This window comes from Saccharopolyspora mangrovi, from assembly GCF_035320975.1.
In the GTDB taxonomy this organism is placed as follows: domain Bacteria; phylum Actinomycetota; class Actinomycetes; order Mycobacteriales; family Pseudonocardiaceae; genus Saccharopolyspora; species Saccharopolyspora mangrovi.
The window spans coordinates 80482-93435 of the sequence record NZ_JAWLNX010000005.1; the positions used below are offsets into that span (position 1 = coordinate 80482).

14 protein-coding genes are annotated in these 12954 nt (G+C 69.3%); 2 read left to right on the plus strand and 12 right to left on the minus strand.

Features of this window, described 5'->3' with window-relative positions; genetic code table 11:
* Positions 1–178 precede the first annotated feature (178 nt).
* Positions 179–388 carry a hypothetical protein gene (locus tag R4I43_RS09065; protein ID WP_324265111.1) on the plus strand — a complete coding sequence of 70 codons (210 nt, stop codon included), beginning with the start codon at positions 179–181 and terminating at the stop codon, positions 386–388.
* Positions 379–1167, plus strand: coding sequence for a hypothetical protein (locus tag R4I43_RS09070; RefSeq protein ID WP_324265112.1), 789 nt, complete (start codon positions 379–381; stop codon positions 1165–1167). Before R4I43_RS09065 ends, R4I43_RS09070 begins: the two co-directional genes overlap by 10 nt.
* 188 nt (positions 1168–1355) lie before the next feature.
* Here R4I43_RS09070 and R4I43_RS09075 read toward each other — a convergent pair whose 3' ends face one another.
* The 12 genes from R4I43_RS09075 to carA form a co-directional block, all read right to left on the minus strand.
* On the minus strand, positions 1356–1709 hold the full coding sequence (locus R4I43_RS09075) for a hypothetical protein (protein WP_324265113.1): 354 nt from the start codon (positions 1707–1709) through the stop codon (positions 1356–1358).
* Positions 1706–2785 carry a serine/threonine-protein kinase gene (locus tag R4I43_RS09080; RefSeq protein ID WP_324265114.1) on the minus strand — a complete coding sequence of 360 codons (1080 nt, stop codon included), beginning with the start codon at positions 2783–2785 and terminating at the stop codon, positions 1706–1708. Before R4I43_RS09080 ends, R4I43_RS09075 begins: the two co-directional genes overlap by 4 nt.
* Before the next feature lie 202 nt (positions 2786–2987).
* Positions 2988–3284 carry a hypothetical protein gene (locus R4I43_RS09085; RefSeq protein WP_324265115.1) on the minus strand — a complete coding sequence of 99 codons (297 nt, stop codon included), beginning with the start codon at positions 3282–3284 and terminating at the stop codon, positions 2988–2990.
* Positions 3285–3331: 47 nt separating this feature from the next.
* The gene (locus R4I43_RS09090) at positions 3332–3946 is read right to left on the minus strand and encodes a hypothetical protein (protein ID WP_324265116.1); all 615 of its coding nucleotides are present in this window, start codon (positions 3944–3946) and stop codon (positions 3332–3334) included.
* Between the two features lie 121 nt (positions 3947–4067).
* Positions 4068–4745, minus strand: coding sequence for a hypothetical protein (locus tag R4I43_RS09095; protein ID WP_324265117.1), 678 nt, complete (start codon positions 4743–4745; stop codon positions 4068–4070).
* An 8-nt stretch (positions 4746–4753) separates the two neighbouring features.
* A complete protein-coding gene (locus R4I43_RS09100; RefSeq protein WP_324265118.1) occupies positions 4754–5455 on the minus strand; it encodes a hypothetical protein in 702 nt (233 codons plus the stop codon).
* Positions 5452–6729 (minus strand): WXG100 family type VII secretion target, encoded by a 1278-nt coding sequence (locus R4I43_RS09105; protein WP_324265119.1) that lies wholly within the window; start codon positions 6727–6729, stop codon positions 5452–5454. The genes R4I43_RS09100 and R4I43_RS09105 overlap by 4 nt, the downstream gene beginning before the upstream one ends.
* Positions 6726–7040: a hypothetical protein gene (locus tag R4I43_RS09110; RefSeq protein WP_324265120.1), complete on the minus strand. Its 315-nt coding sequence runs from the start codon at positions 7038–7040 to the stop codon at positions 6726–6728. Before R4I43_RS09110 ends, R4I43_RS09105 begins: the two co-directional genes overlap by 4 nt.
* 14 nt (positions 7041–7054) lie before the next feature.
* Entirely contained in the window at positions 7055–7486 is a 432-nt protein-coding gene (locus tag R4I43_RS09115; RefSeq protein ID WP_324265121.1) for a YbaB/EbfC family nucleoid-associated protein, read from the minus strand.
* Between the two features lie 178 nt (positions 7487–7664).
* Entirely contained in the window at positions 7665–8516 is an 852-nt protein-coding gene (gene pyrF, locus R4I43_RS09120; RefSeq protein ID WP_324265122.1) for an orotidine-5'-phosphate decarboxylase, read from the minus strand.
* A 2-nt stretch (positions 8517–8518) separates the two neighbouring features.
* The gene (gene carB, locus R4I43_RS09125) at positions 8519–11833 is read right to left on the minus strand and encodes a carbamoyl-phosphate synthase large subunit (protein ID WP_324265123.1); all 3315 of its coding nucleotides are present in this window, start codon (positions 11831–11833) and stop codon (positions 8519–8521) included.
* Entirely contained in the window at positions 11833–12954 is a 1122-nt protein-coding gene (carA, locus tag R4I43_RS09130) for a glutamine-hydrolyzing carbamoyl-phosphate synthase small subunit (RefSeq protein ID WP_324265124.1), read from the minus strand. The genes carB and carA overlap by 1 nt, the downstream gene beginning before the upstream one ends.

Consider the following 12954-nt stretch of genomic DNA (forward strand, 5'->3'; position numbering starts at 1 on the left):
GGCAAGTTCCGCTCACGGTTTGCCGCTCAGCCGCTCTCCCCCGCGCTTTCCGCTGATCACCCCTCCCGGTGTTTGCCCGGAGGTCACGTCGCCGCCGTCCCCGGAACGGGATGTTGCGTGCCCCGCTGGCACACGAGCAGATTCGTCCGCACCGAATTTCCTATGTGGAGGGACGAACATGTGCGCCAGTTGGCGAATTCCCGCGTGCGAGCGTCGCGGCGAGGTCGTGGTGACCTTGCTGGTGCGAGACGAGGTCTCGATCGCCCAGGACGGCGTGGAGGTCGTCGTCGCGCGCAGCCAGCTCACCGACCTCGCCGACAAGCTCTACTTCCTCGACCAGGCCTTCCGGGCCGAAGCCCGCGACGTGGTGGAAGCGCTGTGCGACTGATGACCTTCCTGGTGCTGTGCGCGCTGCTGCCGGGGTGCGCCGCCGAACCGCAACGGCCCGAGGAGGTGTTCTGGGAGGTGTACCGGCGGCAAGCCACCCAGACCGTCGTGCACACGCGCCGCGAACGCTTCGACACGCCCGAGGCCGCCGCAGCGCGGCGGATGGTGCTGGTCAGCGACGAGATCTACGACTACCGCGCGGGGCGGCACGTGGGCACCAGCATCGAGCACTGGAGGGGCCGGAGCGTCGTGCGGACCCGCTGCGTCGACGGCGTGCGCCACGGCTACCTGCCGTCCCGCCAGGCGTGGGACGAGCCGGAGCCGAACGCGCTGTGCCGGGTCAGCTCGCGGCCGCTGCTGGGCGACGGGATCATCCCCGGCGGGCTGACCGGTTCGCAGGCCGAAGCGATGATCGAGTCGCTGCGCGGCGAGCACCGGTTCCTCACCCCGCTGCCACCGACGCCCGTCGAGGTCGGCGGCCGGCGCTACCTGCGCATCGAGGTGCGGGCGCGGCCCGCCGGGGGTGGGGACATGCAGCACCTGCTGTTCGCGCTGCACGACGCCGGGCTGGACCCGCGCACCTACCCGTTCCAGCCCGCCGACAACACCGGCTCCGGCGCCGACCTCACCTACTACGTCGACCCGGCCACGCTGCTGCCCGCCTTCGTCCACCGCCAGGTGCTCCCGGCCGGCCCGATCACCCGGGTCGAATACGTCCACCCGGCCCACGTCCCGACCGACCCCCTCGCCGACACCACCCCCTGGACCCTGCGCTGGTGACACCAGGTCCCCGATTACCGCAGTAATCAGACCCCCGATTACCCCGGTAATCAGGAACCCGATTACGGCGGTAATCCCGGGAAACCCTGAATACCGCCGTAATCGGGGACGGAAAACTGCGGTAATCGGGGTCCGGATTACTGCGGTTTTCGGGGTCCTGATTACGGGGGTTTTCGGAGTGTGGGGTGTCAGCCGTCGTTGCCTCGGGACTTCTTGTCCTCAGCCCGGGGGTCCGGGTCCACCGTGATCGTGATCGGGGCGGGCCCGGGGGCCGGGATCGCGCGCAGGTCCTCGGCGACCCGCTCGGCGGCGGCCATGATGGATCCGGCGCTCTCGGAGTCCAGCGTGCCATCGGCGACGGCCTGGGCGATGTCGCGATGCAGCGCGACCAGCGCGGTTTCGGCGTCCAGGCGGTTGTGCGCCAAGGCGGCGGCCTTGACCTCGGCGACGCGGGCGCTCAGCTGCGCGCGCACCTGCGGGTCCTCACCGCATCCGGCCAGCACCAGCCCGACCAGGAGCACGGCGGGCAGCAGCCGGTTCATCCGCGCACCAGCCTCTCCAGGTCCGCCAGGTCCGCGGGCAGCCGCTCGAGGCCGGGTGATCCGGGAGCCGGTGCCAATTCCGGTGTTTCGTCGGATTCGGACCAGAGGACCACGGCGAGCACGACCGCCGCCAGCACCGCCAACGCCCCGGCCGCGATCGGCGCCGCTGGTGGGCGCGAGGGTTGCGGCTGGATCGGCATCGACTGCGTCGGCGGGCGCTGCACCCGCTGCTGCGGGATGCGCGGTGGCGCGGGCATCGGTGCCGGAATCGGGGTGATGACCTCGGTCGTGCGGCCGCTGAGCAGGTCACCGGCCTGCTCGGCGCTGATCCGGCGCGCCGGGTCGGCGGCGAGCATCGCCAGCAGTCCGCGTCGCAGCCGTGCCGGGATGCCGTAGGGCACCTGCGGCGGGCGGACCAGGCGCGCGACCGCCGCGTCCGGGCCGCCCGGGTACTCCACCCGGCCGGTCACGCATTCCAGCAGCACCAGCCCCAGCGCGTAGACGTCGGCGGGAAAACCCACGTCACCGCCGGAAATCTGTTCGGGGGCCATGTAGGTGGTGGTGCCCACGACCATGCCCGAATCGGTCAGCCTGCCCGCCGCGTCAGCCAGCCGCGACACGCCGAAGTCCGCGAGGAACGCCCGGCCGTCGTTGCCGATGAGCACGTTGGTGGGTTTGACGTCGCGGTGCACGACGTCGTTGCCGTGCACGTGGGCGAGGACGTCGGCGAGCTTGCCGCCGATGTCGGCGACGTCCTCGGGCGGCATCGGGCCCGCCTCGGTGACGTCGGCCAGCGTGCCGCCCTCGATCAGCTCCATGATCAGGTACAGCTCGTCCTCGTCGGCGCTGAAGTCGTGCACCGTGACCAGGCCCGGGTGGCTCAGGCCCGCGAGGATGCGGGCCTCCTCGGCGAAGCGCTTGCGCCCCAGCTCATCGGTCGCCGAGCGGAACACCTTGGCCGCGACGAGCCGCTGCAGCCGGGTGTCCATCGCCCGGTGCACGTCGGCCATCCCACCGCCGCCCAGACGAGACCCCAACCGGTACCGCCCACCCAACAGCGGAACATCGTCGGTCATGCACCCTCCGGACTCGTCACCCATTGACCCTATCGAGCGACATCACGGTGCCCAACGACCCACTTGACCTGGAATCATCATGCTCAACCAGATCTTTACCAGCGGGTGACCCTCCGGCTCCACACCAGCGAGCCCAGCACGCGCCCACCGACGCGGACGAAACCGCTTCCGGCCGGGAACGCCGTTCTCCCGGGGCTGGCCGTCAGATGCGTTGTTCGGTGATCCCGACCAGGTCGGCGGCGTCCTTGAGCCGGAATTCCAGCGCGGAACCGTCGGCGAAGTTGATCCGGAAGAACTCGACCGGTTCGAAGCCCCTGCCCCGGGCGGCCGAGGTGTACTCGGCGATGCTGCTCTGCTGCACCTGCCACCAGGTTTCGACCGGTTCCACCTGGTCGTCGTTCGCCTTGCCCCTGCCGAGCAGTCCGCCGAGAAGTCCCGGGCGTTCGTCGGGGTTGTCCGCGCTCCGCCGGGCCTCGGCGATCCTGCGCCAGGCCCGCACCAGTACTCGGTGAGCAGGCGAACGACTTCACGTTGATCCCGCACCAATCAGATCTTCCCGTGGGACATGTCCAGCAGGCGCTGAACCTGGCTCTGCTCCTGCGACCTGCAGACGTCCACGCCTGAGCCATCCGCCAACCGCACCCGCAGGTACCAGGGCTCGTACTTGTAGCCGCGGCCGAGATCGCGGCGCTGAACGCTGATCTCGGTGATCGCCGCGCGCTCGATCTCCAGGCGCGGAGTGACCTGCGGAACCGCCACGGGCACGCCGGGCTCGTGCTCGGTCTTGCTCGTGGCGAGCTCCTGGGCGAACTTCACCGCACCCCGGCCGAAACGCAGCGCGCCACCGAACAACCCCTCCGACTGGTCGTCCGCGCTCTGGTCCGCGCTGAAGGTCAGCCAGGCGAAGCGCTGCGGCGTGAGCACCCAGCACCCCAACGCGGCGTCGGCAGGCACCTGCGACAGCAACTCGACGGCTGTGCAACCCGCCGAGTCACCGAACACCACGTTCGCCGGAGGGTCCGAGAAGTCCGAACCGCCACTCGCCCCGGCTGCGGCCTCGGCGATCCTGGCCACAGCCCCCGCGGCCTCGTCCCCGACGCCGAGCACCGCACGCATGCCGCGGCTCTTCTCGGGCCTACCGCGCGGGTCCAGCCCCGCCACGTCGAAACCGCAGCTCAACTGCGTGCTGTGGCACCACAGAACCGCCTCCCCGGCCGACACCACTGCCCGCGCGCAGCGAGTACCTCGATCACTGAAAACCCTTCTCCTGAGAAGCTTCCCGCTAGAGGCCGGGGAGTTCGCGGTCGCGCTTGAGCTCGATGACCGATCCGTCCTGGAATCGGGCGGCAACGGCGAACAGCGATTCCGACCACCGACCCCGCCGGACTCCGGTGAGCTCGGCGAGCTGATCGCACGGAAGCTCCCACAAGGTGACCAAGGGCTCACCGCCGTGCAACGACTCGGCGAACTCGGCCACGGTGTTGACCGCCGAACGGGCCTTCCCGAGAATCCCGCCGATTCCCGACCGCTCGGTTCGTTCCTCGACGGCGACCTCCGCACCCCGGACTGCGGACCCCTCGGCGATGACAGCGATCCGCTGGTCCGTCTCGACGAACCAGCCTTCGAGACCTGCAGCTGCCAGCTGATTCGCGCAGATGACGGCGTCGTGTTGTGGGGAGTCCGCGAGCACCCACCCCCTCAGGGACGGGTCGTGCACCCACTCATCACCGTGGATTCGACCTTCACGAACTGGCGCGGTCGGCGTGGGGCAGGCCGTGAAGTCGACGTCCAACTCGCGCGCCGCAGGCGCGAACGGCTCGAACGGCGCGCGATACGCACCCCCGACGACCCCGCCCAGGTAGGGGCTCGAAGCATCACCGCCGTTGTAGGAGACGAGTTTCTCGCCGGCGCCGAGCCAATCGGATCGCAGCAGCTTGACCAGCTGTTTCCGGGATTTCACCGAAGGACCTACTTTCGGCCGTGAGTCATCTCGAGCAGGGTGTCCTCAGTTCCGCGCAGCAGCGGTGGTCCCATCGTGAGATCGATGGTCGAGTCGTCGGACAGCCTGACGCGCAGAAAATCCCGGGATTGCTTGCGGATCTTGTACCCCGCCTTCTCAACGCGGGCGATCGCCTCGCGCGGGATCTCGGCGTGCACGGTCAGTCCCGGCAGCTGGACCGCCTTCGGCGCCGTTTCCTCCCGCGAACCGCCCGTGAGCCGCCCCTTCAACTCAGCGGTCAGGCTCCGCCCGTCGTCAACTTTGCCGAACTGCAGGAGACCCAACCGGTGCGAGGTGAGAACCCAGGTGAGGTCGCTGAATTCCCAGGAGGTCAGGGACGACTTGTTCGCCCCAGTCGCCTGCCAGGCGCTGAGGTAGGACGCTGCCAGGCAGTTCCGGCCACCGGAGACGACCGTCTTCTGCAGGCTGGGCGTCGAAGCGTTGTCGCCAGTGCTCGGAGCTGCGGCCTCGAGCGCGAAACCGGCCGCACCACTGGCCACACCACCGATGAGCTTGCCCGATGTGAACTTCTTGTTCCCGGCCTCGTCGAGACCGGAGACCTGGTACAGCACATACCTGGCCTTGCCGCCGACGGGCTTCGTGGGGAGGCACCACATGATGCGCTCGTCCGGAGCGCACCAATGCTCCCGAACCGACAACACCTCGATCACTGGAAGCCCTTCTCCTGGTCCTGCTTGCGAACGTCGTCCGACAGGTCGCCTTGAAACCAGCCCTTGCCGGTGTCGTACGCGATGTTCGCACCTTGCTCGATGGCCTCGCCGGTCCCGACGTCGACGGCCGCGCGACTCGCCGCCAGCTTCCAATCCGTGGTCCCGCCGAAAGCCTGGCCCAAGACGTGCGTTCCGACGTTGTGAGCGAGTCCCTCGACTCCCTTGACGTCCTGGACGAACTTCGCCCTCTCGGATTGGAGCGCCTCGATGTCCTCCGGCCTGGTCGAAGCAGCGATCCGGTCGTCGAAGTCCTGCAACACATCGGCGTGCTGCTTTTCGGCTCCGCGCAGGAACTTCCCACCGCTCGAAGCCAGTGTGTCCTCGTCGGCCTTGGTCAGGAACTTCAGCGCCGTGTTCTGGTCGACCTTGCGGGCGATGCCCTTCTCGATGAAGTTGCCGTCCCGCATCTGGTTCAACTTCGAGATGACCTGGCGGAGTTGGGCTGTTTCGCGGAGCTTTTGGAGGAGCTGTTCGAGCTTCTGGAAGAGCTGGTAGAGCTTGCGCTGGACTTGGGCGACCCGGGTGGCGATCCGGCTGCCCTGGATGCCCACCTGGGCGGCGGTGCCCGCGCTCGCGGCGCCCACCGACGCGCCTGCGGTGATCCACGACGCCGCCAGGGCTGCCAGCCACTGGATGATCAGGCCGATGATCAGTTCGGTGACGACCTGGATGAAGAACTCCATGAACATGTCGAAGATGTCCGCCGCCATGTCCAGCGTGCTCTTGAGGTCGCGGAGGTCGGCTGCCAGCGCCTTCACCCCGTCGCCGAACTCCGTCATCTGGTTGCGGAACGCGTCGCCGTCCTTGCCGACCCAGGTCTCGGCCGTGGCTCGGGCTCGCTGGGGTTCCTGCTCGGCCACCTGGTCCAGCCACTTGGCGACGTTCTCCCAGCCCTCACCGGTCGCGCGCATCTGCTCCGGGTCGCCGTACACCTGCGCCGCGAGCTCGATCAGCGGTGTCAGCACGATGGAGACCAGGAACCCGAGACCGTTGTCGGCGAGCGCCTGGCCGGGGCTGGCCATCGTCTGCAACGCCTCCGCCCTGGCGGAGACCGAGGCAGCTCCCCATTCCGGCGGTGATGAGGCGTCGGCCAGGTCCTGAGCGGAGCCCGCCCACGACGAACCGTAACCCGCTGACTGCTCGAACCAGTTCTTCGCCTTGCCCTCGCCCTTGTTCAGGGTCTGGAAGTCACCGGGGCCTTGCGGGGCGGTCATGCCATGCCCTCCCCGGCCTTGTTGAGCGAGTCGATGATCCGCTGCTCGGTGTCGGCGTAGTCCTTGACCGTCTCGTCCAACTGCTCCTTGGTGTGGACCAGGAACTCCTGGGCCTTCGTCGCCAAGTCCTGGCACTCGCGGAGACCGGACTCGTAGGAGCTGAACAGGAACTCGCCGAGCGGACCGAAGCACTGGTCGTCGACTTCGGCCTGGTTCAGCAGATCGGCCAGCTGCCCGAACTTGTCGGCCAGCGACTCGCAGCCCGCACCGTGCCCGGTGAGCGTCGGCGGGGTCACCCGAAGGTCCGTCATCGTCCTCCCCCTCCTCAGCGCAGCAACGAGCCGTTGCCGAAGTCCTCGTCCTCGTCGGCCGCGCTCGTGCGCGGACGCGGGGGCTGGTCCTCACCGGGTTTCAGGACCGAGGTCTGCGCGCTGAAGGCTTCCTGGAACTGCGCGAACCGATCGCCCAGGACGGGGGCGACCGCCTCGTTCATCTGGTCCGCAGCGTTGGCCGTCGCTCGGCGGATCGCGTCCATGATCTGCTGCTGCAGCTCGTGGGCCTGCTTGCGGACCGCGTTCGGAGCGAGCTGGAGGTCGAGGACCGCGCCGGAGGGTGCCACCGAAACCGTGACGGAGCGGTCTTCGCTGGAAGCGGTTCCCCGCATGTCCTGGACCGCTGACTGCAGCTGCGTGGCCTTGGCCGCTTGTTCTTCGAAGTCCCGCAGCATCTCCTGGATGCGCTCAGCCGGTCCGGACATCCGATCCTCCCCTTGATCGTTTCGACTGCGGCGACGCTAACCGACGAGTCGAACGGCTGGTGGAGGATTCGCGGAGTTCGTCGTTCGATCAGAGCAGTGATCTGCGACGCTCCCGGAACGTGGCGCGAAAGCAGCCGTTCCCGCACGAGGGCCTCGTGCGGGAACGGGTTGCTGCGGTTCAGGGGCTGAGCTGCTGGGCGATGTCCTCGGCCACTCGGGCTCGGGTGTCCCGGAGGGACTTGACCGAGGGGCCGTGGCGGAGGACGTCCCTGGACGTGGTCGGCAGGACGTTGGGCAGGGCCCGGCCGAAGACCTGCTTGAGGTCTCGGACCGTGGCGCCCTGGGCGCCCAGGCCCGGGGCGAGGATGGGGCCGTTGAGATCGGAGAAGTCCAGCTCTCCCGCCGGGATGGTGGCACCGGCCACCACTCCGACGTGACCCATCGGTTCCTTGCCCAGGTTCGACTCCGCCGCGGAGTCCACGATGTACTGACCGACGGTGTCGCCGCTGCCGTGGACCGACTGCTGCAGGCCGATGCCCTCCGGGTTGGAGGTGCGGGCCAGCACGAACACGCCCTTGCCGTTCTGCTCGGCCAGGCCGATGGCCGGGGCCAGCGAACCGTATCCGAGGTACGGCGAGACCGTGATCGCGTCCGCAGCCAGCGGGGCGTGCTCGTCGAGGTAGGCCATCGCGTAGGCCGTCATCGTCGAGCCGATGTCGCCGCGCTTGACGTCCAGCAGCACCAGCGCACCGGCTTGCTGGGCCTCGGCGATCACCTTCTCCAGCACCGCAACGCCCTTCGACCCGTAGGACTCGAAGAACGCCGACTGCGGCTTGAGCATCGCCACCCGGTCACCCAGCGCCTCCACCACCGTCATCGCGAACCGCTCCAGCGCCTCGGGGCTCTCCCCCAGCTGCCAGGCGTGCAGCAGCGACGGGTGCGGGTCGATGCCCACGCACAGCGGGCCGCGCCGGCTCACCGCGTCGGTGAGCCGGGCGCCGAAGCCCGCGCGCAGCGGCGACTCAGTCACCGTCACTCACCGCCCTGCCGCAGCGCGGCCTGCAAGGCCTGCAGCGGCCGGACACCGATGTTGCCCTGGATCGCGGCCTCGATGCCCTGCACGGCCGCCGCCGCGCCCTGCACCGTCGTGATGCACGGGACGTCGCGGGACACCGCGGCCGTGCGGATCTCGTAACCGTCGACCCGCGGCCCCGGGTTGCCGTAGGGGGTGTTGATGATCATGTCGACCTCGCCAGCCTTGATCAGGTCGACGACGTCGCGTTCGCCCTCGACCGACTCGGTGTGCTTGGCGACCACGGTGGAGGTGATGCCGTTGCGGCGCAACACCTCGGCGGTGCCCTCGGTCGCCAGGATCTCGAACCCGAGGTCGGCGAGCCGCTTGACCGGGAACACCAGCGAGCGCTTGTCCCGGTTGGCCACCGAGACGAACACCTTGCCCGACGTCGGCAGCGAACCGTAGGCACCGGCCTGCGACTTCGCGAATGCCTGCCCGAACGAGGTGTCGATGCCCATCACCTCGCCGGTCGACTTCATCTCCGGTCCGAGCAGCGAGTCCACGCCGACGCCCTCGCGGGTGCGGAAGCGGTGGAACGGCAGGACCGCTTCCTTGACCGCCACCGGCGCGTCGACCGGCAGGTCCGCGCCGTCGCCCTCGGCGGGCAGCATGCCCTCCGAGCGCAGCTCCGCGATCCTGGCGCCCAGCATGATCCGCGCGGCGGCCTTGGCCAGCGGAGCGGCCGTGGCCTTGGAGACGAACGGCACCGTCCGGGAAGCGCGCGGGTTGGCCTCCAGCACGTAGAGCACGTCGTCCTTGAGCGCGTACTGCACGTTGAGCAGACCGTGCACGCCCACGCCCCGCGCGATGGCCTCCGTGGAGCGGCGGACCATCTCGATGTCCTGACGCCCCAAGGTGATCGGCGGCAGCGCGCACGCCGAGTCGCCGGAGTGGATGCCGGCCTCCTCGATGTGCTCCATCACGCCGCCCAGGTAGATCTCGTTGCCGTCGCACAGCGCGTCGACGTCGATCTCGATCGCGTCGTCGAGGAACTTGTCCACCAGCACCGGGTGCTCCGGGGTGACCTCGGTGGCGCGGGCGATGTAGTTCTCCAGCGACGCCTCGTCGTAGACGATCTCCATGCCCCGGCCGCCGAGCACGTAGGACGGGCGCACCAGCACCGGGTAGCCGATGTCGTCGGCGATCCGCTTGGCGCCCTCGAACGAGGTCGCCGTGCCGTACTGCGGAGCGGGCAGACCGGCCGCCACCAGCACGTCGCCGAAGGCGCCGCGCTCCTCGGCGAGGTGGATGGCCTCCGGCGGGGTGCCCACGACCGGCACGCCCGCGTCGGACAGCCGCTGCGCCAGGCCCAGCGGGGTCTGGCCACCGAGCTGCACGATCACACCGGCGACCGTGCCGGACTGCTGCTCGGAGTGCACGACCTCCAGGACGTCCTCGAAGGTCAGCGGCTCGAAGTACAGCCGGTCCGAGGTGTCGTAGTCGGTGGAGACGGTCTCCGGGTTGCAGTTGACCATCACCGTCTCGTACCCGGCCTCGCGCAGCGCCATCGCCGCGTGCACGCACGAGTAGTCGAACTCGATGCCCTGGCCGATGCGGTTCGGGCCCGAGCCGAGGATGATCACCTTCGGCTTCTCGCGCTGCTCGGAGACCTCCGACTCCGCCGCCGGGTCCGACTCGTAGGCCGAGTAGTGGTACGGCGTCTTCGCGGCGAACTCGGCCGCGCAGGTGTCGACCGTCTTGTACACCGGCCGCACGCCCAGCCGGTGGCGCAGCGCGCGAACGCCGTCCTCACCGGCCAGCTCCGGGCGCAGCGCGGCGATCTGGCGGTCCGACAGGCCCGCGCGCTTGGCGATGCGCAGCAGGTTCGCGTCCAGCACCGGGGCGTCGACGAGCTCGCGGCGCAGCTCCACCCACGCCGAGACCTGGTCGACGAACCACGGGTCGATGCCCGAGGCCTCGTGCACCTGCTCGACGGTGGCGCCGAAGCGCAGCGCGCGCTCGACGGTGTAGATCCGCCCGTCGTGCGCGGTGCGCAGATCGTCCAGAGTGGACTGGAGGGTGGCGCCTTCGGGGTCCGGCTTGGTCCAGAACCCGACCGACTTCGTCTCCATCGACCGCAGCGCCTTGCCCATCGCCTCGGAGAAGCTGCGGCCCACGGCCATCGCCTCGCCGACGCTCTTCATGGTCGTGGTCAGCTCCTGGTCGGCACCCGGGAACTTCTCGAAGGCGAACCGCGGCACCTTCACGACCACGTAGTCCAGGGTGGGCTCGAACGACGCCGGGGTCTCGCCGGTGATGTCGTTCTGGATCTCGTCGAGGGTGTAGCCGACCGCCAGCTTCGCGGCGATCTTGGCGATCGGGAAGCCCGTCGCCTTCGACGCCAGCGCCGAGGACCGCGACACGCGCGGGTTCATCTCGATGACGACCATGCGGCCGTTGGTCGGGTTGATGGCGAACTGGATGTTGCAGCCACCGGTGTCCACCCCGACCTCGCGCAGCACCGCGATGCCCACGTCGCGCATGTGCTGGTACTCGCGGTCGGTCAGCGTCATCGACGGCGCCACCGTCACCGAGTCACCGGTGTGCACGCCCATCGGGTCGAAGTTCTCGATGGAGCAGATGACCACCACGTTGTCGGCGTGGTCGCGCATCAGCTCCAGCTCGTACTCCTTCCAGCCGAGCACGCTCTCCTCGATGAGCACCTCGTGCACCGGGGACTCGGCCAGGCCGAAGGAGGCCATCCGCTCCAGGTCCTCCTGGGTGTGCGCCATGCCCGAGCCCAGGCCGCCCATCGTGAAGCTGGGCCGGATGACCACCGGCAGCCCCGAGGTCTCGACGAACGAGCGGACGTCGTCCATCGACTTGCAGACCTTCGACGCGGGCACCTCGCCGCCGACCGAGCGCACGATGTCCTTGAACATCTGCCGGTCCTCGCCGCGCTGGATCGCGTCCACGTCGGCGCCGATGAGCTCCACGCCGTACTTCTCCAGCACACCGCGCTCGTGCAGCGCGATCGCCGTGTTCAGCGCGGTCTGCCCGCCCAGCGTCGCCAGGATCGCGTCCGGGCGCTCGGCGTCGATGACCTTCTCGACGAACTCCGGCGTGATCGGCTCGATGTAGGTGGCGTCGGCGAACTCCGGGTCCGTCATGATCGTCGCCGGGTTGGAGTTCACCAGCGACACCCGGATGCCCTCTTCGCGCAGCACGCGGCACGCCTGCGTACCGGAGTAGTCGAACTCGCAGGCCTGGCCGATGACGATCGGACCGGAACCGATGACCAGAACGTGCTTGATATCAGTCCTCTTGGGCATCAGCGGGCCTCGCTCATCAGGTCAACGAACTTGTCGAACAGCGGGGCGGCGTCGTGGGGTCCGGCCGCCGCCTCGGGGTGGTACTGCACGGAGAAGGCCGGGCCGTTCAGCAGCCGCAGGCCTTCGACGGCGCCGTCGTTGGCGCAGTGGTGGGACACGATCGCGCGGCCGAAGTCGGTGTCGAACTCCTCGCCCGGCTCGCCTTCCACGGCGAAACCGTGGTTCTGCGCGGTGATCGCGACCTTGCCGGTCTCCTGCTCGATGACCGGGATGTTGATGCCCCGGTGGCCGTACTGCAGCTTGTAGGTGCCGCGGCCCAGCGCGCGACCGAGGACCTGGTTGCCGAAGCAGATGCCGAACAGCGGCAGCTTGCGGTCCAGGGCCTGGCGGGTCAGCTCGACCTGCGCGTCGGTGGTCGCCGGGTCACCGGGACCGTTGGACAGGAACAGCCCGTCCGGCGCGATCTCCAGGATCTCGTCCATCGTGGACGCCAGCGGCATCACGTGGATCTCGATGCCGCGCTCGGCCATCATCCGCGGCGTGTTCGCCTTGATGCCCATGTCCAGGGCGGCGACGGTGAACCGCTTCTGGCCCACCGCGGGGATCACGTAGGTCTCGCCGGTGGTGACGTCACCCGCCAGGGAGGCGCCGACCATGCCCGAGGAGTCCTTCACCGCGGCCACCATCTGCTCGTCCGAGGCCAGCTCGGGACCGGAGAAGATGCCGCCGCGCATCGCGCCCAGCTCCCGCACGTGGCGGGTCAGGGTGCGGGTGTCGATCCCGGAGATGCCTACGACGCCCTGGTTGGTCAGCTCGTCGTCCAGGCTGCGGGTGGAGCGCCAGTTCGACGGCCGGCGGGCGGGGTCGCGCACGGCGTAGCCGGCGACCCAGATCTTGTCCGACTCGTCGTCCTCGTCGTTCCAGCCGGTGTTGCCGATCTGCGGCGCGGTCTGCACCACGATCTGCCGGTGGTAGGACGGGTCGGTCAGCGTCTCCTGGTAGCCGGTCATGCCGGTGGTGAACACGACCTCCCCGAGGGTGCGGCCCACCTTGCCGTAAGCCTCCCCGCGGAAGATCCGGCCGTCCTCCAGCACCAACGCGGCCGGTGTGTACGCGGTCAT